Below are 20,968 nucleotides of genomic sequence, written 5' to 3' on the forward strand. Positions count from 1 at the left end.
GCGCGTCTTGCCTGCTTTTTACTCTTTCCCGTTTTTCCAGTAATCGTAAGCGTGGATGGCGTGGCCCATGTACGATTCGTACGGCGCAAGCGATTTCGTCACCTGCTTTAGCTGCCGCTCCATCTCGGTCATCCCTTCCTCGTAAAACGAGATGCCGCTCCCTTCGTGACTTTCCTTCGTTTCCACGGCGACGACAATATTTTTCTGGATGCTTTGCGCGTACGCCAGCTGCTGCTCTACCAGTCCGACGATTCGGTCTGCTGAATCGCGAAAAGCCATCAAGGTCGTATGATCCATCTGCTGAATCATCCAGTGGGAAAACGGCAGATCAGGCTGTCCCGGCACTGGCGTATGATCCAGCCACGCTGCGAGATCGACGCTTGCTTCCAGTTCGCCGTCTCGCTTCGTCTCCTCCACGAACGCTTCAATATTGCCCATCCACTGGCGCAATACCTCGTCCTTGTCTTCCCGCCAGACAGGCATGACATATGGCTCGATATCGAGGTGGATGCCGTGAAACTGTTCGTCCTCGCTGACGGAGCGGTTGTACGCCTTCACCCAGTTGACGAGCTTCATGATTTTCCCTTTGCTCTCAGCCAGCGCCCAGATCGGATGACCGCCCATGGCGTGCACTTCGATCCCCGCAGCTTTAGCTTGGCGGACAAAATCACGATAATAGGAAGGCGGCTGTTCCAAATCAAGCCGGACGTACAACAGGTTGACCCCGTTCTGTTTGGCAAAGGCGAGAATTTCCGCTTTTTCTGTGCCGATCAATTCGGCTCGCCATATATAGGTGCCTCTGTAACGCGCTTTCGGAACCGGCTCCAACGGCGCAGCCTCCTTCCAATGCCGATAATCGTGGATCGCCACACCGGAAAAGGAGGGATGATCTCCCAGCTTTTCCGGCAAAAGCGCAAGCTGGCGGTTCATCTCCATCGCACCTTCTTCGGCGAAGGAAGCGTGATCGTCGCTGAGCTTTTTCATGTTGACTGCCACCATCACCCGTTTGCCCAGCTTGTCCGCTTCTCTCAGCTCATCCTCGACCAGCGCAAGGATGCCGTTGTTCCCGGCGAGCGTATCGCGGTACGCCATGATGCACACCGTATCAAACTGCTCGATCATCCACTCGGACACAAAAACATCTTTTTGATCCGGCATGGATATATCGTCGAGCCAAAAAGCGATCGCCGCACTCGCCACAAGGTCGGGCTGCCGTTTCACTTCCCGCGTGAATGCCTGCATGTTCGCTTGCCACTCGCGGAGCACCCGTTCGCGATCGGTGTCCCAAAACGGCAGCAAATACGGCTCGATATCCAGTTGAATGCCGCGGATGCGCTCCTGATCAGTCGCCTCCAGATTGTATGCCTTCACCCACTTGACGATGTTGAGCATTCGCTTTTCGTTGCTGGCAAGCGCCCAGGCGGGATGACCAGCGACAGCGTGAACCTCGATCCCCAGCGCACTTGCTTCGCGAATAAAAGCCTGGTAGTAATCAAACGGCTTGTTCATTTCGATCCGCAAGTAAATCAAATTGATCTCGTTTTCCTGGCAAAAGGCCAGAATTTCCCGTTTCTCGTCTCCAATCATCTCGGATTGCCAAATCCACGTGGCCTTACTCTTTTTTTCCGCTGGGGAAAAGCCGAACAGAAAGCCGAGCGTCAGGCAGAGTGCACTAAGGTAGATGGGCGCGGCTTTCATGTATGTTAGCTACTCCTCTCGTTGGCTTCTATACTTTGCTTCCAGCTTTCGTAGTCGTGAATGGCGCTTCCCGCGAAGGCAGGATTGCCTGACAGCACTGCTTGCAAAATGACCAGCTGGTTTTTCATCTCCGTCGGGCCGTCAGCAAAAAAGCTGACATGTGCGCCTTCCGCCGATTCCATGATGTTGACCCCGACGATGACGGAGCCTTTTTTTCGGGAATTGGCATCGGCGACGATCTTTTTGACAAGCTCCACAATGCCGTTGTTTCCCTCGGCACGATTGCGGTACGCCATGAGCGTGATGCTGTCGAGCCGTTCCACCATCCAGTTGCTCACCTTTTCTTCGCTCCCCGGAACCGACACGGAGTCGATCCAGAACGGCAAGTCCGCGCTGACCGTCAAATCGGTGTCTTTTTTCGTCTCAGCCACCAAGTATGTAACATTTTTCAGCCACTCCCGGACGACTTCTTGCCGGGATTCCTTCCAGTCCGGCAGCAAATACGGCTCGATGTCGACATGGATGCCTGAGAAGCGTTCGTTTGCCTTCGCCTGTTTGTTGTACGCCTTCACCCAGGAGATCAGCTCATCGATACTTTGGCGATTCTTGGTCAGCGCCCAGTTGGGATCGCCGCCAAGCGCCTCCACCAAAATGCCAGCCTGTCCCGCTTTGCGGACGAAGGAGCGGTACGTGTGCGGAGCAACCGCAGTCGGTTCAATGTGCAGGTAAATCAGATTGATCTCATTTTGCCTGGCGAAGTCGATCATTTCGTCGGTCTGTGTCTCGATCTGTTTGGCATCCCATATCCAGGTAGCTGTCGTCAGGGCTTGACGGGTTTGATTTGCGAGTGTGAGCATGAGAATGGAGGCTGCCACGAGCAGCACAACGCCTGCCCAGAGCGGGCCGTATTTGCGTAGTGCGCGCATCATTTCTGCTCGTAGCTCTGCCCGCTTGTCGCCGCCCCTGCATATGCCAATGCCCTGTCTGTGTGCCTGTTCCCGTCAAACGCCGAAAAAGGCGGAACTCTCGTGTAATCCTCGATATTCATGTCTTTTACCTGGGCATGCGGCCCAATCTGGCAGCCTTCCCCGATCCGGGTTTGTCCCAGCAAAACGGTGCCGGGATAGAGCACCGTGTCACGGCCAATCGTCACGGTAGAATCGATATAGGTGGCGTTGGGATCAACCATCGTTACCCCTCTGCGCATGTGGCGCTCGTTGATCCGCTTGCGCATGAGCTGCTCCATGTAGGCGAGCTGCACCCGGTCGTTGACTCCCGCGCCTTCTTCCGCGTCCGCTGCCACCGATGCAGCCACCAGCTCGCCTTGCTCCTGCAACAATGCGAGGACGTCCGGCAAGTAATATTCACCTTGGGCGTTCTCGTTGGAAACATGCGGGAGAGTGGCAAACAGCTTCCGGTTGTCGAAGCAAAAAATTCCTGTGCTGATTTCGTTCACCTTTTTTTGTCCCAGCGTCGCGTCTTTCTCCTCGACGATTTTGCGGACGGCTCCATTCTCATCGCGGATAATTCTCCCGTAGCCTGTCGGGTTGTCCACGACGGCGGTCAGCACGGTCGCCGCAGCCTGTTTGGCCTGATGGCAGTCGAGCAGCTCCTGCAATGTTTCGCTCTGGACGAGAGGTGTATCGCCGTTCAGGACAATCGTTACACCTTCTTGCTCCCCGAGAATGCCGCTGCTCATCCAGAGGGCGTGCGCTGTGCCAAGCTGCTCTTTTTGCAAGGCGTACTGCACGCGGTTGCCCAGCTGCTCTTTCACCGCTTCCGCTCCGTGGCCGACGATCACTACCAGATTTCGCAATGCCAATGGAACAAGCGCATCGACAACATGCTCAATCATCGGCTTTCCGCACAGCGGATGCATCACTTTGTAGAGCGATGAGTTCATTCGGGTGCCTTTTCCTGCTGCAAGCACTACTGCGTGTATGTTCATCCTGTCGCCTCCACTTTGGCCCCTTGACTGGATGCAAGCGGGCCTTGCTGGATTTGTGGTTCCAAATACGGTTTCAATTCATACGTCAATGTGTGGATCATCATGTTCAAATCAACATCTTTCCTCTGCACGCCCAGCTGATAGGCTTGGAGCATGATCGCAAGCAATACTTCCTGATTCAACTCCGGCTTCGAGGTGCTCATTCGCTCGTTCCTCCCAGTCAGTCCCGTATTGTGGTTCTTAACCATGGACGGACCAGCCTACTCAACTGTTACACTTTTGGCCAAATTGCGTGGACGGTCTACATCATTGCCCAAGACGACTGACGTGTAGTAAGCGATAAGCTGTAGCGGAATGACGCTAAGCACAGGGGAGAGCAGCGCATCTGTCTTCGGAATCAGGCACACATCATCCACTGTCCGATGCAAGTCGAGATGGTCTTCGTGCGTAATGCCGAGCACGTTGGCGCCGCGCGCTTTTACTTCCGTAATGTTGCTGATCATTTTCTCATGCAGCGCGTCCTGCGTGGACAGCGCGATCACCCGCGTCCCTTCTTCGATCAAGGCCAAGGTGCCGTGCTTCAACTCTCCCGCCGCGTACGCCTCGGAGTGGATGTAGGAGATTTCCTTGAGCTTGAGCGAGCCTTCCATGGAAACGGCGAAGTCGATTCCGCGCCCGATGAAAAACAACTGGCGCTCGTCCTTGATCGACTCGGCAAAATGCCGCAACTGCTTGGCATGGGTCAAAATCTCTGCGACTTGCTCTGGCAACTCTTTCAGCTTCCCGAGCAGCGCAGCAATCTCTTGCGGGGCCATCGTCGCTTTTTGTTGCGCCAAATACATTCCCCACAAATAAAAGGCGATCAGCTGGGAAGTGTACGCTTTCGTGGAAGCGACGGCGATTTCCGGCCCGGCATTGGTCGTGATCACATCGTCTGCTTCACGGGCAATCGAGCTGCCGACCACGTTGGTGATGGCGAGGACAGCCGATCCGTTGCGCTTCGCCTCTCGCATGGCAGCGAGCGTATCCGCCGTTTCCCCGGACTGGCTGACGGCAATCGTCAACGTATTTTTCGCAAACAACGGTCGGCGGTAGCGGAACTCGGAAGCGACATCCACCTCGACCGGGATTTGGGCAAGACTCTCGATGACGTGCTTGCCGATCAAGCCCGCGTGGTAGGCGGTACCGCATGCGACGATGTATATTTTCTCGATTTGCTTGACAGATCGAGGCGATAACTGAAGATTAGGAAAAATAACCTTCTGTCCTGTCTCGTCGATCCGCCCTGTCATCGTATTGCGCAGAGCGCGCGGCTGCTCATGGATTTCCTTTTCCATGTAATGGGCGTACCCGTCTTTTTCCGCCTGCTCCTTGTTCCAGTCAATGCGGACGAGTTCGCGCTTGACAGGATCGTCTGTCAAAAGGCTCATGACCCGCACAGAATCACTCGTCAGCACAGCCAGATCGCCGTCCTCCAAAACGTACACATCGCGCGTATGCTCCAGAATAGCGGGAATGTCAGAGCCGATAAAATTCTCGTTCTCCCCCACTCCGATGATCAGCGGACTCGCCACGCGTACCGCGACGAGCTTGTCTGGTTCGTATTCCGACATGACTCCGAGAGCAAACGCTCCGCGAATTTTCCCTGCCACTGCGCGTACCGCCGCGACCAGATCGCCAGCGTATTCCCGCGCCAGCAGGTGGGCGATCACTTCCGTGTCTGTCTCCGAGCGAAACGCGACACCCTGCTCGATCAGCTCCTGCTTGATCTCCAGGTAGTTTTCGATAATGCCGTTGTGGACAATCGAAAACTTGTTGGTCGCATCCAAGTGAGGATGTGAATTTTCATCGGAAGGACGCCCGTGCGTAGCCCAGCGCGTGTGCCCGATGCCGATGGAGCCGGATAGCCCGGATTGCTCGGTCTTTTGCACCAGCGCGTCGATTCTTCCTTTCGCCTTGCGCACGGCGATAGACTCTCCATCGCAAATCGCGATGCCAGCCGAGTCATAGCCTCTGTATTCCAGCTTTTTCAGGCCGTTGATCAAAATGGGTTGTGCTTGTCTGTACCCGATGTATCCCATGATTCCGCACATGTTCGTAACTCCTCCTTCTGCTGCCCGGCGCTGTTTACGCCAGCAAGCTTACAATCTGTTTTTCCTCCTGGATCGCTACCGAGGTGCCGATGCGATACACATTCGGATTCTTGATTCCGTCGAAGGCATTGCGTGTATCGATAATCGCGATGCCCAAATCAGCCAGCTCCTGATAATCAAAGCATTTGTGGTTGGTGATGAGCACCATGCAATCGTACGTTTTGAACAAGTCGTAGTCATTATTAATAGAAGAAACAACTTGCCCCTTTTTGTCGAGGAAGCTTTGCGCGTACGGATCGAAATAGTCCACCTGCGCACCGCTCTTTTTGAACAACTCGTAAATTTCCAGGCCCGGGGACTCGCGCAGATCGTCGATATCCGGCTTGTAGGCCATGCCCAAAATGAGGATGCGCGAGCTGTTGATCGCCTTGGCGTAAATGTTCAGCACTTGTGCCGTCTTGTTCAGCACGTAGTCTGGCATATTGTCGTTGATCGATTGGGCAATTTCGATGAACTGGCTGTGGAAGCGATAACCTTTTGCTTTCCAAGACAGATACATCGGATCGAGCGGTATGCAATGCCCACCGATCCCAGGTCCCGGATAAAACGGCATGAACCCGAATGGCTTGGTCGATGCGGCCTTGATTACCTCCCAGACGTTGATGCCCATTCTGTCGCACATCATCGCCATTTCATTCATGAACGCGATGTTGACGCTGCGAAACGTGTTTTCCAAAAGCTTGGACATTTCCGCCACTTTTGGCGAGGAGACCGGAACCACTGTTTTCACCAGGTTGCCGTACAACAGCGTTCCCAGCTCGATGCAACGCTCCGTTGTCCCTCCGATAATTTTCGGCGTGTTGTACGTGTTGAACTTGCGATTGCCCGGATCGACCCGCTCCGGCGAGTAGCAAAGGAAAAAGTCGACACCTGTGACATAGCCGAGCTTCTCCAGCTCGCGCCCAATCAGCTCGTCGGTCGTTCCCGGATACGTCGTGCTCTCCAGAGTGATGAGCAGCCCTTGTCGCATGTACGTTTTAATTTGTTCCACGACATTCGTGATGTAGGACGTGTCCGGGTCCTGATTCGGACTGAGCGGCGTCGGAACGCAAATGCTGATCGCGTCCAGCTCCCCGATGACGCGATATTCGCTCGTTGGCAAAAAGCGCTCGGTTGCCAGGCACTCCTGCAACGTTTCATTGGCGATGTCCTGGACGTAGGACTGTCCGTTTTTCAAGCTCTCGATTTTTCCTTCGTGCAAATCAATTCCTACTACGGTGTACCCGCTTTTCACAATTTCCACTGCGAGCGGCAGCCCGACGTAGCCAAGTCCAATTACGCCGATTCTCGCTGTTTTGTCGGCAATTTTTTTCTGTAGCTCCTCGTATCTAGTCATCCCGGTTTCTCTCCCTTTTTCTTTATGAAATCAAGCGCTTGACTCTGGCTTCCAGCTCTACTGGCGAAAATGGCTTCGTCATGTAGTCGGACGCCCCGAGGGCAAACGATTTTTGCACGTCTTCTTCCAGCTTTTTGTCCGTCAGCACCATAATTTTGCTCATCGCTTCCTGACCGAGATGGCGAATTTTTTCCATCAGCTGGTAGCCGTTTAATACAGGCAAATTCAGATCGGTAATGACGAGATCAAAAGCGGCCTGGCGCAGCTTTTCCACGCCGTCTCCTCCATCGTGGGCGACCGTGATCTGGTAGCCTTTGCGCTGCAAATAGATGCGCAAAAACTCGTTGACCGTCTCATCCGGATTGACGAGCAAGATGCTCGCCTGCTCCTGCTGTCTCTGATTGCCGTGCTGCTCGTATACGCTGATGCTGCCCGGCTCGCTCTGCTCCTTCATTTCCTGGATCATTCGCATCAGCATTTGCGCTGTGGAACGGGAGCTTTCCGGGAAGCTGGCGATGTACATGCCGCCAGTCAGCAGCTTGCGCGAGAGCATGTAATCCCTGATTTGCAGGGCGTAAAAATGGGTATCTGCCAGTTTCTTCTGTTCTAGCAAAATACCGAGAATTTGCTTGTTTTTGTCGTATGCGGCATGCAACGTAAGCCCGTCTTTTAGCTGTGCCTCCATGTCCCGTTTGACCAGCTCCAGCGACTCCGCCGAAACGTTTTTGCAAGCAGCCAAAATGACGCCGCACGCCACGCTTCGCTCTTCCATTTTGCTCAGAAGCTCATAAAAAGCAGGTACGAGATTACTCATGATCAAGCCTCCAGACTGGAAATGTTTTTATTGCTTTTCGACTGCCAGCTCGTCCGGGTCATCGTTCCCCACGAATTGTTGTTCCGCAAATATTCAATGTGTCCGAGGAATCTCCAGATGACGCCGATTTGCCGGTAGCCGAAAAACATGAGTATGGTATAGAAAAGCATTTTGACGATGTCCTGAAAACGGGGATAGCGTCGAAATGCGATTTCCTCTAGCAACAGGGACCCGATGCCGAGCAGTACGCCGTACAGCACGTTGAGCAAGCCGTAAATCAGAAGAACGTGGCTGTTCGTCATGTCCAAAAGCGTATAGCCGATCAGCGCCAGCAGTCCCGTAATGCGAAAATACGGATTCAATGTCTCAAACAAAATGTTGAAAGGCAGCGTTAGCATCCCGAACAGCTTGTATTTCGGGCGCAGTACCATATGCTTGCCGTATTCGATCATGTTTTTCAGGTTGCCTCGCCCCCAGCGGCGGCGCTGACTGCCCAAAATTTTCAACGAGTCGGGCGCTTGCGTCCAGCAGACGGCGTCCGGGCAAAACGCTACCCGGTACGGCAGCTTGTTTTCCAGCATGTATTTGTGCAGCTTGATGATGATGTTCATGTCCTCGCCCGGATACCCCTCGCGATAGCCGCCGACTTTGACCACGTAGTCTTTGCGGAAGACGCCGAACGCCCCCGAGACGATGATCAGGCCGTTGATCGCGCTCCAGCCGATGCGTCCGCCGAGAAACGCCTTCAAGTATTCCACCGACTGCATCATCGGCAAAAATTTGTCCGGCAGGCGAATTTCTTTGACCACGCCGTTCTCGATTTTGCAGCCGTTGGCAATCCGAATGTCGCCGCCGATCGCCACGGTTTCCTCCGGGTTTTCCATGTACACCTTGGCAATGCGAATGAGCGCATCTTTTTCCAGCAACGAGTCGGCATCAATCGAAGCGATCAGCGGATAGTGCGACAAATTGATTCCGGCGTTCAGCGAGTCCGCTTTGCCCCCGTTTTCTTTGTCGATCAAGTACAAGTTGGGAAAATCCGGGTTGTGGTAAATGCCCCTGACCTGTGAGGTGTGCAGCAGCGGCTGAACTGGCAAATGTTTGGATATCGTCAAGGAAAACTCTTGGATCAACACTTTCAAAGTATCATCCTTGGAGCCGTCATTGACCACGATCACCTCATACCGCGGATAGTTCAGCGCAAGCAGCGATCGCACATTCTCAATGATGGTCAGCTCTTCGTTATAGGCAGGCACGAGAATCGAAATCGGCGGTACGTGCTCCGAGCCGGACAATGCCTGGAAGCGCGAATAAATCGAGCTTTTCAAAATCCCCATGATGCTTTTGAACGAAAACAGCATGATGATGAAATACAAGGAATTGATCGCCATGACGTAGTAGATGGCAAACATTCCGTAGTACAGCAAAAACTCTCTCATGCGGGCCTCCTTTCTGCTTATCCTTCCATCGCCTGAACGGTGGAAATGGTTTTTTTGCACGACTTACGGTACAAATGCAGCTTTTCATTGTAATCCAACAGCTTTTCTGTGCTTGGCTCGCCACCGAGGCTGCGCTCTGCTTTTTCCAGCTCTTCCTGGATGATTTGCTGAGCCATCTCGCTTTTCGGATTGCTGCCCTCTTCCCGCAATATGTCGCACAGAGCCGAAAAGCCTTTTGCTTGCAGCTGCGTCAAGCTGCGGGCGCTGTGATGCCGCACCCACCAGTTGGCATCGCCAACCGCTTTTTTCAGGGCGGGCACATAGTCCGCAAGCTGCATCGCCCCGATTGCTTTGACGATCAAGGCGCGTATTTCCCAATCTTTGTGGTTCAAAAAGTCTTTGATCGTCTGGTCGTTCAAATAGCGGATGTCGCGGCACATGAGCTTCACGGCCTTGATCCGCACCTCTTTGTCAGCAGAGAGCGCCAGCCTGGACAATCCCGGCTCCAGTTCGAGCTGAGCGTGCACGGCGAAGCCGATCAACCCGATTTTGACCAATTCCGGATTTTTGTCGCGGATCCATTCGGTATAAAACGAAGTCGTGTCCAGCTGCGAGTCGCTGATCATGTCGACGATGAGCTGGTGAACGTTCTTTTTCATCCGCACGACATACTCCGCCATCTGCCGCAGGTCTTCCGCGTCTCGGGCGCATTTGGCAATCGCCCTGGCAAAGATGAACAGGCTCGGATCGTTTGCCCCGCTTTTTTGCAACAGAACGAGCAAATCAGGCGCTGCCTGACCGGATCGCATGACCCCCAAATTGTAGGCGGCGTCGACTCGCGTCCATTTCCAGCCGCTCCGCAGCCGTTCGAGATCGTGTGCAACGAGTCCCATATCTTCGCAGAGCTGGATCAATTTCTGCCTGTGGACGCCCGTAAAGCGTTCCATCAGTTCAAACAGCTTTTTTTGAATGAGCTGCTTTTCCTTTTGCGTCACCTCGCCGTAGGGCACCTTCAGGCGTTCTTCCTCTTCGCCGTAAGCTTGCAAGTAGACGAAGTAATCGCGGTATTTTTCTTCGCACATGCGTGCCTGCTTCTCTGCCGATAAATTTCGCAGCTTCAGTGCGAACAAGGCAAGCAATCCCAGCACGGTAATCCCGCTTAGCGTGTACACAAAAACAATTGCTGTCGCCAAAGGTGTTTGCACATTTGCCACTCTCCTGTCCAACGTTTAAGGTTGAGCTTTGTCTGTCACGGGAGCCTGTATCTGTTTCCATGCTTTTTGGATGATCGAATAGCTTTGCTTTTTCCGCTCGTGGTAGCCTACCTGTTCCCAAGTCGGCCAAGAGTAGATCGGAAGCTGCGACACCGGATAAGGGGAAGGCAGCTCGTTTTTCCCGACAATGCTTTGCGTCGAGCGCTCGACGAGAATGGGCAAAAGCCGGATTCCTTTGCTCGTCTCTGATGAAAAGCTTTTGCCAGCGTCCTTGTAGCTCATGACCGCAAGCGAACTCGGATCGGTGAATCCAAGCAGCATCCACGGCACTCTCAGCTCTACCACATCGCCTTTTGCCTGCCAGGCCGTCCGCGAGTCGTACTGCGGGTCCTCAGGATCGGTCGTTCCCCGCAAAAGCTTCCCGACCAGCACTTCTTCCAGCGGATGGTACGTCTTGCTGTCGGGCGGCTCCATCTCCAGTCCCACGGCGAGTTTCCACGGCTTGAATACACCGGAATCGTCGCGCAGTTCCTCTTCCTTCACCTCAAGCATTCCGTACCGTTTCCCGTAAAGCCGCGTGTGGAAGTCGTAGTTTGCCGCAATCTGAATCTGGCTCTCCTCGGCTTTGCCCAGCTCGATCAGCGTCTCCCATCCTTCGTCCAGCGTAAGTCCGGGCAGCTGTGCCGTGTGCTTGTTGCCTCCCTGAATCGTATCGACACCGAAATACAGCTTTGCTTTTTCCGGGTCAAAAGGGTGCGCAAGCTTCGCCAGCATATACACATAGCCTTCGTCGTGCGTCATCCAGATTTCGTCGATACCGGGAACACGGATGTCGAGCTTCTGCTTCTCCTCCGGTTTGAGCTGATCCCAGTCGGAACGATCGCCATCCATGACGAGCACGCCTTCTTTGTTCGGATACATCCCCAGGACGCCGAACAACGACTCGTTGGTCAGGACGTTGAGCCAAAAGGAACGGCGATCTTCCGGCAGTTCGAAGCGCATCGTGTTCCACGTTTTCTTGAACCATTCATCCTGCCAGACGAACAGGATGCCGCCGGCGTATCCTTCCTGATGAATTTCGCGCATGAGCGCCGCGTCGATCTCGCCTTGCTGCCGCTCGGAGTGCCCGCCCTGATTGCGTCCGAGATTGCCCAGGTGAGCGATTCCGACTGACGCGGGGACACCGAACTCCGTGACCATGACTGGCATGTTTTTGTGATGCGCCTTCAATTGCCGCAAATATGCCTTGTACGTGTCGATTTGCCCTGCGTCGTTTTTCACTTGTTGCAGGGCCGGATCGTAACGGAACAAATCCGGATAGTACGGATAGACGTGGTAGGACGCGAAGTAGCCCGCCTCCCATTTCACTGGCTGAATATGCATAGGGTCCACACTGACCAAATCTTCGTGATGCAACGGTTCTCCCGGATGCGACAGCGGATCGGTCGTCACCCAGTTGGTAAACGTCATCGGATGCTGCCAGCCGTACTTGCTTTCTTCTGTTGCGACCGTATCGACCATTTCGGCGATCCAGGTCTCAAAAGCGGTAGCATCCGCCGTGGCGTTAAAATGCTTCCCCTGATACGGCGGCAGCTTCTGGTGCAAACGGTTTGTGTTTTGCACCATGACCGGGTCCCACTCCGTTCCGGTGTGCCAGCCAATCAAGTATTTGCCTGCATTCGCCGCATATTTGCCGCTCGCCTTGCCTGACTTCTCCGGCAGAGTGACCTCGCCGTAAACAGCCCCGACCGCGTCCTTGATCTCTTGGCGAAACTGCTCGCGAATCTCTGGCAAATACGCGTCTTTTTTCTCGATCAACAACTCCTCCGGGCTCCAGATGCCCTGCATCAAATAGAGCGGTGATCCTGTCTTGCTGCGATTGAACTCAACGAGCGCCTCATAAAAAGCAGGCGGGTGAATCGTGTATACGCGGATGACATTCGCGCCCATCTCGTCGATCATTGCGAACCAGCGCAAGTAGTCTTCTTTTTGAATGGGCAGCTCTCCGGGATAATGTCCTGGCAGCGACGCCCCCAGATTGACGCCTTTTGCAAAGAACGGCTGCCATTTTTCCGCTTGGAATACCTGGAGCTGATCGCCTTCTGTGCGAAACTTGATTTGGATGCCAGACGTCGTCTCCATGCTCTCGACCCGGTCTGCGTCCCAGAACCACCACACCGCGCTTGCGCCTATCACCATCAGGGCCATGAGACTCGCCCAACGCTTGCGTCTATTCTTTTTTGGTTCCAATTCCCGTCAACCTCCGATAAGCTGCCGCTGCCGCGAGCGGCTGCCAGCTCTCTCGCCCAACATCACTGTCATTGTAAACATAGGGGGCAAACGGTTCCCATAGACGAAATTCACTAATGTCTCTTTTGCCTATTTGTCATGAAAATGTAATGCAAAAGCATATTCGCCCCCATCGGCCTACTTTTTTTGGTGCGAAGTCCTGCAACCCGACCGTCCATCTGACCCATATTTTTCTGACAATTAGGTATATGTGCTTGAAGTTTTCCATTTGGGAAAGGCAGGAAAAATAGTAGGTTGCTACTATTTGGAAATGACTGATTTTTGCCGATATCGTCTGATCTTTACATAAAAATTACAGGAGAAAAGTTGTAAAAGCCGTTTCGAATCGGCGAATAGCCCTACTCTTCTGTTTTTCGTGGTAAGGAAGACTGCAAAAAAAGAGGCAATCTCCGCCTTACCAGGACGGTTAGATTGCCTCTTTTTTCACGCTTATGCTGTTTGGCCAGACGAAATTACAAAGTTTTCATGCCAGGCTTCCAGTTTGCAGGGCACAGTCCGCCTGCCTGGAGAGCTTGCAGCACGCGAGTTGTTTCGTCGACGCTGCGGCCTACGTTCATGTCTGTAACGACTTGATAGCGCAAGATTCCTTCCGGGTCGATAATGAACAGTCCGCGGTGAGCTGCGCCTGTTTCTTCATCCAGTACGCCGTACGCACGCGCTGTGTCTTTGTTGAAGTCGCTCGCTATCGGGAAGTTGACTGGACCGATTCCGTTTTGGTCGCGCGGCGTTTTGATCCATGCGCGGTGAGTGTGTACGCTGTCTGTGGACACGCCGAGCACTTCGCAATCGAGATCCTCAAATTCTTCCATGTTGTCGCTGAAGGAAGTGACTTCGGTAGGGCAAACGAATGTGAAGTCGAACGGCCAGAAGAACAGGATCAGCCATTTGCCTTTGTAATCAGCCAGCGTCACGCGCTCTTCCAATGTCTCCAAGTTTTTCGTGGAGAGCATGTTGAAGTCTGGTGCCGGTTTTCCTACTTGCAGTTGTACAGTTTGTTGCGTTGTCATCATCAATCGCTCCTTTTCCTGTTGCGCTTTTTATAGTCAGTGGGCGTAAGTGATCGAAACAGCGGCGATGAATTACTGTGCAGTCTCTTCCAGAGCTGCCAGCGCTTTTTTGATGCGGGTCGGGTTGAAGCCGAGGATTTGCTTTTCACCGATGACCGTCAAAGGGACGGACATCACGCCGAGACGGTTCAGTTCTTGGGCAAATTCTTCTTTTTCGTCAATGTTGCGCTCTTCAAAAGCGATGTTTTGTTCCGTCAAATATGTTTTCAGTTGTTTGCAGAAGCTGCAGTTTGTGCTGGAGTATACGATTGCTTGTGCCATGAGAAAATCTCTCCTTTATAGTCGTCGATTATTTGTATTGGGGAACCACTTTGGAACGTTTGTTGATGTACTTGTCGACAGCCATCGCCGCAATCGCTCCGTCAGCCGCAGCCACGACAGCTTGCTTGACCGGAGTTTTGCGAACCTCTCCTGCTCCGAACACGCCCGGAACAGAAGACTGCATGTATTCGTCGAGGATCATGAAGCCATCGTCGTCGAGCGGAACCTGTCCGTCCAGAAAATCCGTCCCGGGCTTGCTGCCGGACAAAAAGACGAACACACCGTCTACCGCAAGCAGCTCTTCGTTGCCTTCCGCTGTGCGGACGCGCAAGCCCTCTACTGCCTTTTCACCGACAATCTCCAAAGGTCGGGAGCGGAAAATGATTTCCGTATTAGGCAGCTCAGGCACTTCTTCGACTCCTTGCAGGTCGCCACGCGGTACGAGGAAAGTAATTTTATCTGCAAATTTGGTCAGCGCATGCGCTTCTTCCAACGCTTCCTCCGAATCGCCGATCACAGCGACATGCTTTCCTTCATAAAAAGCGCCGTCGCATGTCGCACATGTGCTGACACCGCGACCGAGCAGCGCCTCTTCGCCTGGCAGCATCCGGTTGCGGCCTTTGGAGCCGGTAGCGACGATGACAGCCTTCGCTTCAAAAGTGCCATGCGCTGTGAAGATGCTTTTCACCTCATCTTCGACATCGACAGCGGAAATCGTCGTCTGGATAAATTCAGCGCCGAAGCTCTCTGCCTGTCTGCGCATTTTATCCAGCAGTTCTTTTCCGGTCATTTCGCCTTCTACACCAGGGTAGTTGGCGATTTTATGTGTCAGGGCAAGCGCACCTGTGCCGGGTGCCTTGTCGATTACGAGTGTTTTCAAATTTCCCCGGGCTGTGTATATGGCAGCGGATGTACCAGCCGGACCGCCACCAATGATGATGACATCATACATGTATGGCTCCCCCTTTCTCGCATCCAAATTATAATTATTATCAACTAGGAACATTTCTCATTTTACTAGATATAAAGTAAAAGTCAATATCTTTTTGTAATCATTTTAAATAAGCTTTTTCCCATGGAGCGATATGCCAGCCAGGCTTATGATCGCAAGAAATGTGCTACTACTCCGTATTATTTTGCGATTCCGAATTTATTTGAACGCGTTGACGAAGCTGGGCATTCAGGATAAAGTCAGCCTATCGCTTGAACGCACAAAAGCAAAAAAGCCAAAAAGCGACAAAGCACAAAAGTGGAAAGCCGTGCAGCTTGTCCGCTTTTGCTTGCCAGTCTTTGCAAGGAGTTGCCATCATGAACAAAACTATTTCCTTTTCCCAAAGTCTCTGGGTGCTCTTGATCATATTCGGCATCCTGTTTCCCGCCTTATTCTGGGGGAAAGTAGAACCACACATGCCGCTTTTTGCCGCCACGATTGCGGCAGCCACTCTGCTGCGCCTGTTCGGCGTGCCTTGGAAGCAGATGGAGGAAGGCTTGGTCAAAGGCATTCAAACCGCGATCGCGCCGATGCTGATTTTGTGCCTGATCGGCATTTTGATCGGCGTCTGGATGATGAGCGGAACTGTGCCGATGATCCTGCACCTCGGCATTTCCTTGATTTCGCCGGAATATTTTACGATCAGCGCCCTCTTTTTGACCGTGATTGTCTCGACTGTCACTGGCAGCTCGTTTACGACGATCAGCACGATCGGCGTGGCGATGATGGGTGTCTCCACTGCGCTTGGGCTTGATCCGTTGATGACCGCCGGAGCGATTATTTGCGGAGCCTGTTTTGGGGACAAGATGTCTCCCCTGTCGGACACGACCAACTTTGCTGCGGCTATCGCCAATGTCTCGCTGATGAATCACGTCAAATTCATGTCGCATACCGCGATTCCGGCGCTGGCGATTACTGCGATTTTCTTCGTCGTTCAAGGGCAGTCCGCGAACGTGAGCCTCGATGCCATCCAAGCGATCCAGTTGTCTTTGGAACAAAACTTTTCGCTTGGCATAGCGACTTTGTTGCCTGCTGCCGTCGTGCTCGTCTGCTCTGCCCTGCGCAAGCCGATCCTCCCGACGCTCGTCTTCGGGATTTTGAGCGGAATCGCCACAGCTGCCCTGATGCAAGGTGTTCATTCCCCTGTCGAATGGATGAACGTCATGCAAAACGGCTTCGCCAGCGAGATCGCCAACGAAGCCGTTGCTTCTATCGTAAACCGGGGAGGGCTGTTGTCCATGACCTGGTCCCTCGCCTTGATTTTGATTGCCCTGTCTCTCGGCGGCATCCTGCAATACAGCGGTGTGTTCCACGCCTTGTTCGCAGGCATGATCAAACGGATCAAAAAAGCGGCAGGCATGGTCGGACTGGCCGGATCGTCCTCCATCCTCGTCAATGTGCTGACAGGGGAGCAATACTTGTCGATCCTGCTGCCGGGACAAATGTTCCGCGATGCGTTTGCCGAGCAAGGAATCGAGGGCCGACGTCTTTCCCGCACATTGGAAGACTGCGGTACATTGGTTAACCCGCTCATCCCCTGGGGCGTCAGCGGAGCCTTTTTCACCTCTACGTTGCACGTAGCGACGATCGATTACTTGCCGTATGTGATCTACCTGTGGATTTCGCCGCTGCTCACTTTCCTTTTTGCCCTGCGACAGCCGAAAGCCTAGCCTGTCGCATACACGGTCGTGCAGTTTTTGCCTCTGCGCTTGGAGCGGTACAGTGCCTCATCGGCTGCCCGCTTCAAGCCGTCCGCCGTGTTGCTGTCGTCCGGAAACCGGGCGATGCCGACACTGACCCCGATTGGAATACAGCAATTGTCCTGAAGCAAGGGATGCAAACGCAAAAAGTCGCGAATCGCCCTCACCTTTTCTTCCGCCTCTTTCATGCTCGCCTGTGGACACAGCAGCATAAACTCGTCTCCTGCATAACGATAGGCGTTCTCTTTTTTGTCCGCCACCGTCCGCATCGCTTGGGCAATTCTGCGGATCAGCTCATCCCCGGCATGATGCCCGTACAGATCGTTCACCGATTTCAGGCTGTCCGAATCGAGCATGATCAAGGCAACCGCCGAATCCTCTTCTCCCAGCAACTGCTCCAAATCGCGGTGAAACGCCCGGTAGTTGGCAAGCCCGGTCAATTCATCCTGAAAAGACATTTGGTACATGCGATCGTACAGACGCGCCGTCTCAATCGCGCTCGCCACCTGGAAGCCGATCATTTTCAAAAGCTCCTCGTGCTCTTTTTTATAGGCAAATTCGAGATACGACTGGGCCGAGATCACGCCTTTGATTTGATTCCCCAGCATCAAGGGAACGAAAATACAAGTGTTGGTGTCGATCTCCGGGCTGCCCCAGCGGATCATTTCCGGCTCGCTCGGCTCTCCCTTCATCGTTCGGATGTGGATCGTTTGCTTCGTCTCGATCACTCTGGAGATGAGCGCCTGTCCGTACGGAATGACAAGCGGCCCGTAATTGACACCGTCGTCGATGCTGATCGGAATCCTGATCTCACTGTCGCCCTCGTCAAAAAACGCAATGAAAAACGCATCTGTGCGCATCACGCGCGAAACCAGCTCGAACGCTTTCCACAAAATCTTGTCCTCTTCAAACGTCTTCGCAAAAATGTGGCTCAAGTCGTGCAAAATCTTCATGTGCTCCGACATCCACATCATTTCGGACACTTTGTCGCGCAAGGCGCTGATTTTGCCCAGCAGCTCCTTGTGCAGTTGTCCGACATCTGCGGAAAATACTTCGTCTATCTCGACAGCGACTGCCTCGATTTCCTGCGGATCTACTGATTCCACACGGCTGAGCCAGTCGCTGTAACGCTCCAACAACTGCTTTGCATACGCTTCTTTTACGGCGTGGTCTTCATGCATGAACAACCCTCCGACTATTGGGTAGTCTTACGATTTTTTCTCATGATATCGATCGACAGCTGCACGAATTGCCTGCAAAACAGCTCCCTGGCCGGGGGCGAGGAAACGCTCCTGAATCGTCTGCGTAATTTCCTGCATCCCTGCTGCCACAGACTTGCCCACGAGCAAACTGACCAAAAACTCACTGGTCTTGTCCATCACAAAAGTAAAGCTGGCATCGCATATCACACCGTCATCCGCGTCGATGATGAGCACACAGCCGACCATCGTCGACACCTCGTACAGTGTCGTCCCTTTGGGAATTTGGGCAAACCCCGCTGTCAGCACCGTATTTCTGTTTTTCCAGTCAGCCATTTGCTTGTCCTCCCCTTCGCCGCTCGCGCCCTGTTAACTGATAATGGGCAAACATACCTCTACCGTCGTACCTCTGCCCTGGGTGCTCATGAGCCGTAATGTCCCGCGATGGTTTTCGATGATTCTGCGGCTGACCATCAATCCCAGTCCGGTTCCTGACTCTTTGGTCGTGAAAAACGCCTCGCCCAGACGAGCAAGCTGCTCCTCGGGTATCCCTACTCCATTGTCCTCAAAACGGATGACGACCTTGTCCCTCTCGCACCACAGCCGGATGACGATTTCTCCGCTGCCGGATGTGGCTTCGATCCCGTTTTTCAAAAAGTTGATGAATGCCTGCTTCAGCTGGTTCTCATCGCAATGCACCATCGGCAGCGGCGACTCCATGACCATGCGAATCGTCACTTTTTGCAGGATCGCTTCCGTTTCCAAAAGCGTCACGACGTGGTTCATCAAGTTGGTCAAGTCCCGTACCTCGAAGGCGGAAGCGTGCGGTTTGGCCAGCACCAGCAGTTCGCTGACGATCAACTCAATCCGGGCCAGCTCCGAGCTCATGATGGAAAAATACTCCTGCTTTCTCATGCCATCTTCTTGCATCAGCTGCACAAAGCCTTTCAAGGAAGTCAGCGGATTGCGAATCTCATGAGCGATCCCGGCAGCCAATTGCCCAACCAATGCCAGTTTTTCCGAGTTTTGCAAAAATTCATGCGCTCTTTTCCGCTCGGTCATATCGCGAATGAGTATGTATTTGCACAGCTTGTCCTGAATCATGACAGATGTTCCGCAGACCTCGACTTCAATGCGCGCCCCGTCCAGCCGGATCAGCTCCGCCTCGATCGGAGCCGCTGTCTCTCCCCACTCCAGCCGCTTTTGCAACTCGCGAATCAACGGCATGTCTCGCGGATGAAAAAAGGATGTGAAAGGATACGGCAACAGTTCCTCGAAACGCTGTGCCCCGATGAGCCTGATGCCAGACTGGTTGACATAGCGCAGCACGCCCTTTTCATAGACAAAAGCCGCTTCCAGAGACAGGTCCAGTATTTTGCACTGTTTGACCTCGCTGGCCTCTGCCATGGCTTGCGACATCTTTTGCACCATCGCGTAGTATCCGATCGTTGTCCCTTCGGAAAAAAACTCGCCATATGTAATATGTACATGAACAGGCGGGCCATTCTTGCGGGAAAAATAGGTGCAAAATGGCTTCGGCTCCCCTTTTACCGCGCACTGCGTTTGCAGACGCACTCTTTCCTGTTCTTCTGCAACTGCCAGCTTCCAGAACGGGTCGCCTTCCCACTCGTCTGCTGAAAAGCCTGTCAGTGCTTCGCAAGCCGGATTTCCCTTGCAAACGCTTCCTGATTGATCTAGCAAAAAAGCGGCTTGCACCATTTGATCAAAGAAGGAGCGATAGAGAAGACTGCTCCTGCATTCATTATCTACCAAGTCTTTCATTGTGCCCCTCCCCTCCTGGGACGAGAAAACGGCTACTCCACTCCGGAAATAGCCTAACCGTTCTCAAATGCTATTCATACCCAATTTTACCCTATTCCCTGGGTCGTTTCCAACCCTTGGGTTTGCGAAATGCACATAAATCTTCTTTTATATAAGTTCGATTGCTTCTCTGACCTTGTGGCCGACACGCGCCAGACGCTCTTGTGCTGCCTTGGCTGCCAGTCCTGTTTTTTGCATCACAATCGCCACTTTCACATCGCCCGCCGCTTCCGCAAGCAGTCGGCCGGCAACCGCGTACGAGACACCCGTCGCCTGCATCACAATATGTTTGGCCCGCTCGCGCAGCTTCTGGTTGGTCGCCTGGACGTTGACCATCAAATTTTGGTAGACTTTGCCCAGCTTCACCATGCTGGCTGTCGTCAGCATGTTCAGCACCATCTTCGTCGCGCTGCCCGCCTTGAGCCTTGTCGAGCCTGTCACCACTTCCGGGCCGACTGCGAGATTGATCGCAATATCCGCGCTTTTGCCAATATCCGGGTCAGAGTTGCAGGAGAGCGAAATCGTTCCCGCCTGCCGCGTCTTTGCTTCCTGAAGCGCGCCCCATACGTACGGTGTCCGCCCGCTGGCGGCTATTCCGACCACGACATCTTTTTGGCTCACTCCTGCTTCCTGCACATCTTGACAGCCCAGCTCGCGGGAATCCTCGGCTCCTTCGATCGCCTCTGTCATCGCTTTGACTCCGCCCGCGATGATTCCTTGCACGACAGAAGGCTCCGTGCCAAAAGTCGGAGGGCATTCTGCCGCATCCAGAATCCCCAGCCTGCCACTCGTACCTGCCCCGAAGTAAAGCAGCCGCCCTCCGCCGGACAAGGAGCGCACGATCATGTCGACGGACTGAGCTATTTGTGGCAGCACACGCTTCACGGCCAAGGCGACCTTTTGATCTTCTTCGTTCATCAAAGTGACGATTTCCAGCGCACTCATCTGATCCAGCCGCTCGCTTGCCGCATTGCGCTTTTCGGTCTGAAGCTGATACAAGTTCTCATCCATGGTGAG

Annotated in this window: 18 protein-coding genes; 1 reads left to right on the forward strand and 17 read right to left on the reverse strand. The window is 53.5% G+C overall.

Going from position 1 to position 20,968, the window contains the following annotated elements; all coding sequences use genetic code 11:
- Positions 1–18: 18 nt before the first annotated feature.
- From IRJ17_RS25865 to IRJ17_RS25925, 13 genes are all read right to left on the reverse strand, one after another.
- Positions 19–1,698: a hypothetical protein gene (locus IRJ17_RS25865; protein WP_122962888.1), complete on the reverse strand. Its 1,680-nt coding sequence runs from the start codon at positions 1,696–1,698 to the stop codon at positions 19–21.
- 5 nt (positions 1,699–1,703) lie between these two features.
- Positions 1,704–2,624, reverse strand: coding sequence for a hypothetical protein (locus tag IRJ17_RS25870; RefSeq protein ID WP_242772348.1), 921 nt, complete (start codon positions 2,622–2,624; stop codon positions 1,704–1,706).
- Positions 2,624–3,646 (reverse strand): bifunctional UDP-N-acetylglucosamine diphosphorylase/glucosamine-1-phosphate N-acetyltransferase GlmU, encoded by a 1,023-nt coding sequence (glmU, locus tag IRJ17_RS25875; protein ID WP_122962887.1) that lies wholly within the window; start codon positions 3,644–3,646, stop codon positions 2,624–2,626. The genes IRJ17_RS25870 and glmU overlap by 1 nt, the downstream gene beginning before the upstream one ends.
- Positions 3,643–3,849, reverse strand: a complete 207-nt coding sequence (locus tag IRJ17_RS25880; RefSeq protein ID WP_122962886.1) for a hypothetical protein — start codon at positions 3,847–3,849, stop codon at positions 3,643–3,645. The genes glmU and IRJ17_RS25880 overlap by 4 nt, the downstream gene beginning before the upstream one ends.
- Before the next feature lie 57 nt (positions 3,850–3,906).
- Complete coding sequence (gene glmS / locus IRJ17_RS25885) at positions 3,907–5,739, reverse strand: glutamine--fructose-6-phosphate transaminase (isomerizing) (RefSeq protein ID WP_242772350.1); 1,833 nt, start codon at positions 5,737–5,739, stop codon at positions 3,907–3,909.
- 34 nt (positions 5,740–5,773) lie between these two features.
- Positions 5,774–7,135 (reverse strand): nucleotide sugar dehydrogenase, encoded by a 1,362-nt coding sequence (locus tag IRJ17_RS25890; RefSeq protein WP_122962884.1) that lies wholly within the window; start codon positions 7,133–7,135, stop codon positions 5,774–5,776.
- A gap of 22 nt (positions 7,136–7,157) precedes the next feature.
- Positions 7,158–7,949: a response regulator transcription factor gene (locus IRJ17_RS25895; RefSeq protein ID WP_122962883.1), complete on the reverse strand. Its 792-nt coding sequence runs from the start codon at positions 7,947–7,949 to the stop codon at positions 7,158–7,160.
- A gap of 2 nt (positions 7,950–7,951) precedes the next feature.
- Positions 7,952–9,388, reverse strand: coding sequence for a glycosyltransferase family 2 protein (locus tag IRJ17_RS25900; protein ID WP_242772352.1), 1,437 nt, complete (start codon positions 9,386–9,388; stop codon positions 7,952–7,954).
- Between the two features lie 17 nt (positions 9,389–9,405).
- Positions 9,406–10,593: a HEAT repeat domain-containing protein gene (locus IRJ17_RS25905; RefSeq protein ID WP_242772355.1), complete on the reverse strand. Its 1,188-nt coding sequence runs from the start codon at positions 10,591–10,593 to the stop codon at positions 9,406–9,408.
- Positions 10,594–10,617: 24 nt separating this feature from the next.
- Positions 10,618–12,852 (reverse strand): hypothetical protein, encoded by a 2,235-nt coding sequence (locus IRJ17_RS25910; protein WP_242772358.1) that lies wholly within the window; start codon positions 12,850–12,852, stop codon positions 10,618–10,620.
- A gap of 512 nt (positions 12,853–13,364) precedes the next feature.
- Positions 13,365–13,919, reverse strand: coding sequence for a peroxiredoxin (locus IRJ17_RS25915; RefSeq protein WP_173596084.1), 555 nt, complete (start codon positions 13,917–13,919; stop codon positions 13,365–13,367).
- A 72-nt stretch (positions 13,920–13,991) separates the two neighbouring features.
- Entirely contained in the window at positions 13,992–14,240 is a 249-nt protein-coding gene (locus IRJ17_RS25920) for a glutaredoxin family protein (RefSeq protein WP_122962878.1), read from the reverse strand.
- A gap of 28 nt (positions 14,241–14,268) precedes the next feature.
- Positions 14,269–15,192 (reverse strand): NAD(P)/FAD-dependent oxidoreductase, encoded by a 924-nt coding sequence (locus tag IRJ17_RS25925; RefSeq protein WP_242772360.1) that lies wholly within the window; start codon positions 15,190–15,192, stop codon positions 14,269–14,271.
- Between the two features lie 356 nt (positions 15,193–15,548).
- On the opposite strand from IRJ17_RS25925, the gene nhaC reads away from it, so the two are divergent.
- Positions 15,549–16,901, forward strand: a complete 1,353-nt coding sequence (gene nhaC, locus IRJ17_RS25930) for a Na+/H+ antiporter NhaC (RefSeq protein WP_173596083.1) — start codon at positions 15,549–15,551, stop codon at positions 16,899–16,901.
- On the opposite strand, the gene IRJ17_RS25935 is transcribed toward nhaC, so the two are convergent.
- From IRJ17_RS25935 to murQ, 4 genes are all read right to left on the reverse strand, one after another.
- Positions 16,898–18,112 carry a sensor domain-containing diguanylate cyclase gene (locus IRJ17_RS25935; RefSeq protein ID WP_122962876.1) on the reverse strand — a complete coding sequence of 405 codons (1,215 nt, stop codon included), beginning with the start codon at positions 18,110–18,112 and terminating at the stop codon, positions 16,898–16,900. The genes nhaC and IRJ17_RS25935 overlap by 4 nt on opposite strands.
- Before the next feature lie 27 nt (positions 18,113–18,139).
- The gene (locus IRJ17_RS25940; protein ID WP_063229137.1) at positions 18,140–18,466 is read right to left on the reverse strand and encodes a DUF3870 domain-containing protein; all 327 of its coding nucleotides are present in this window, start codon (positions 18,464–18,466) and stop codon (positions 18,140–18,142) included.
- Positions 18,467–18,499: 33 nt separating this feature from the next.
- The gene (locus IRJ17_RS25945; RefSeq protein ID WP_173596082.1) at positions 18,500–19,912 is read right to left on the reverse strand and encodes a PAS domain-containing sensor histidine kinase; all 1,413 of its coding nucleotides are present in this window, start codon (positions 19,910–19,912) and stop codon (positions 18,500–18,502) included.
- Positions 19,913–20,059: 147 nt separating this feature from the next.
- The gene (gene murQ, locus IRJ17_RS25950; RefSeq protein WP_242772362.1) at positions 20,060–20,962 is read right to left on the reverse strand and encodes an N-acetylmuramic acid 6-phosphate etherase; all 903 of its coding nucleotides are present in this window, start codon (positions 20,960–20,962) and stop codon (positions 20,060–20,062) included.
- Positions 20,963–20,968 lie beyond the last annotated feature (6 nt).

Origin of the sequence: Brevibacillus parabrevis (genome assembly GCF_022701015.1) — a bacterium.
Taxonomy (GTDB): Bacteria; Bacillota; Bacilli; order Brevibacillales; family Brevibacillaceae; genus Brevibacillus; species Brevibacillus parabrevis.